This window comes from Agrococcus sp. KRD186 (genome assembly GCF_017168255.1).
Classification (GTDB): domain Bacteria; phylum Actinomycetota; class Actinomycetes; order Actinomycetales; family Microbacteriaceae; genus Agrococcus.
Genome location: NZ_JABFAP010000006.1, coordinates 1 through 1,499 on the forward strand (window position 1 = coordinate 1; position 1,499 = coordinate 1,499).

Consider the following 1,499-nt stretch of genomic DNA (forward strand, 5'->3'; position numbering starts at 1 on the left):
CAATGCCGTTCGGTTAGCCGTCGGGGCCGGGGGTCAAGATTCTGGTGTGGAGTGTCGCGGGATAGGTGCGTCGGTCGATCTCGCGGCCCTTGGCCCGGTACTTGGAGATGGCGCGTTTGATCACGCGGGATCGGGTGCGGACCCTCCGGGTGGGCATCGGGTCGGCGAGGACGGCCGCGCCGATCCGTCCCACGAGATCGACGCTGGCCTCCGCGATGCTGCCCGCGGTTTGGATGATCTGGTCGCGGGCGGCCTGCAGTGCGGTGGTGAACGAGAGCCGGTCGGGGGCGATGTCCGTGCGCTCCAGCAGCGCGTCGGTCATTGCCGTGCGCAGCGCCTGGTAGGCCGTCAGCAGCGCCCAGACTTCCTGCTCCACCCCGGCCGGGTAGCGGCTGCGGAGCACCCGCCCGCCCAGGATCGTGGACTTCAGCTCGCAGTAGGTCGTCTCGATCTCCCACCGGTCGTGATAGTGCCGCACCAGCTGCTGCGCCGGTGCCGCGTCCGGGTCCAGCAGCGTCGTGATCAGCCGGTACTCGCTGACGCGCGTGCCGGTCTCGGTGGTGATCGTCACGGCCGCCTCGATCACGCGCACGGGCAGACCGGCGGCAACCGAGAGGTAGGAGCCGTCGCGGAAGCGGCGCGTGACGGGCAGACGCATCGCCCCATTGCCGGTCTTGCCACGGATCAGGAAGTCGGCTCCGGTGCGGGCGATTCGGGTGAAGAGCCGGTAAGTGGCGAAGTTCCGGTCTCCCAGCAGCAGCATCCCCGGCCGCAGCGCATCAGCGAGCCGGTCCGCGTAGCTCAACTCCCCGATCTGATCGGTGCCGAACACGGCCTCGATGATCGTCCTGGTGCCGGTCGCGACCAGCGCGACGAGCCGGATCATGGGATACCCGGCTTCCCCGTTCGGGCCGCCGCGCGGCTTCGGGAAGGCGACGCGGTTCGCTTCGGTGTCGGCGACGGCGATCTGGGTGCCATCGATCGCGACCACCAGCCGTCCCGCGAACCTGACCACCTGCTGCGTGCGCGTCAGGCCAGGGCCGGCCAGCAGGGTGAACAGCTCCCGCAGCGGTCGCGGGCCGACCCGGCGCATCGCCGCAGTCAGCGCGGACCCCGCCGGGCGGGCCACGGGAGCCGGGAAGCCTGCGGTCAGCCGCGACCACACCCGCTGCCAGCCCTGCCCGGCGAACAGCGCCCCGGCCAACAGCAGATACACCACCACCCGCGACGGCAGCCGCCGAAGGCGCTGCTGCTTACCGCCGGCGGCCTCCAGCGCGGCATCGACCATCTCCGGAGGCACGATCCGGGTCAGATCCCCCAGATGTCCCGGCGCGAACACGCCATCGGAATCGGTCGTGACAGAATGAGACATCGCAGCCCTTGTGAAGAGATCGGTCTTGGCGGACAGATCCACTTCTACAAGGGCTGCGGCTCTCCAACGGGAGCCACGCGGACGCGCTGCTTGACATCACCGCCCGACGGCTAACCGAACGGCATTG

1 protein-coding gene is annotated in these 1,499 nt (G+C 70.0%); it reads right to left on the minus strand.

The genetic code is table 11. The annotated features are described in order from the left end of the window. Positions 1–13 precede the first annotated feature (13 nt). On the minus strand, positions 14–1,414 hold the full coding sequence (locus J1M46_RS14975; protein WP_206448788.1) for an IS4 family transposase: 1,401 nt from the start codon (positions 1,412–1,414) through the stop codon (positions 14–16). Positions 1,415–1,499 lie beyond the last annotated feature (85 nt).